At 70.8% G+C, this 759-nt stretch carries 1 protein-coding gene; it reads left to right on the forward strand.

Translation table 11 applies throughout. The features are described from left to right. A partial coding sequence (locus OF819_RS29055) for a WD40 repeat domain-containing protein (RefSeq protein WP_267246637.1) occupies positions 1-759 on the forward strand: 759 nt, incomplete at both ends.

The following is a 759-nucleotide window of genomic DNA, read 5'->3' on the forward strand; positions in this document are numbered from 1 at the left end:
CTATGGGATACCTCCACCGGCCGCACACTGCACACCCTCACCGGCCACACCAGCGGCGTGAGCTCGGCGGTGTTCAGCCCGGACGGGCACACCCTGGCCACAGCCAGCCTCGACGGTACGGCCCGGCTGTGGGACGCCTCTTCTGGCCGCCCGCTGCACACCCTCACCGGCCACACCAGCGTCGTGATCTCGGCGGTGTTCAGCCCGGACGGCCGCACCCTGGCCACCGCCAGCCACGACGATACGGCCCGGCTGTGGGACGCCTCTTCTGGCCGCACACTGCACACCCTCACCGGCCACACCAGCGTCGTGATCTCGGCGGTGTTCAGCCCGGACGGCCGCACCCTGGCCACCGCCAGCAAAGACGGTACGGCCCGGCTATGGGATACCTCCACCGGCCGCCTGCTGCACACCCTCACCGGCCACACCAGCGTCGTGATCTCGGTGGTGTTCAGCCCGGACGGCCGCACCCTGGCCACCGCCAGCCTCGACGATACGGCCCGGCTGTGGGACGCCTCTTCTGGCCGCACACTGCACACCCTCACCGGCCACACCGAGGAGGTGTGGTCGGTGGTGTTCAGCCCGGACGGCCGCACCCTGGCCACCGCCAGCTATGACCGCACGGCCCGGCTATGGGACGCCTCTTCTGGCCGCACACTGCACACCCTCACCGGCCACACCAACTGGGTGATCTCGGTGGTGTTCAGCCCGGACGGCCGCACCCTGGCCACCGCCAGCAGCGACAGTACGGCCTGGCTA

The sequence above is a fragment of the Streptomyces sp. PR69 genome, assembly GCF_026420845.1.
Lineage (GTDB): Bacteria > Actinomycetota > Actinomycetes > Streptomycetales > Streptomycetaceae > Streptomyces.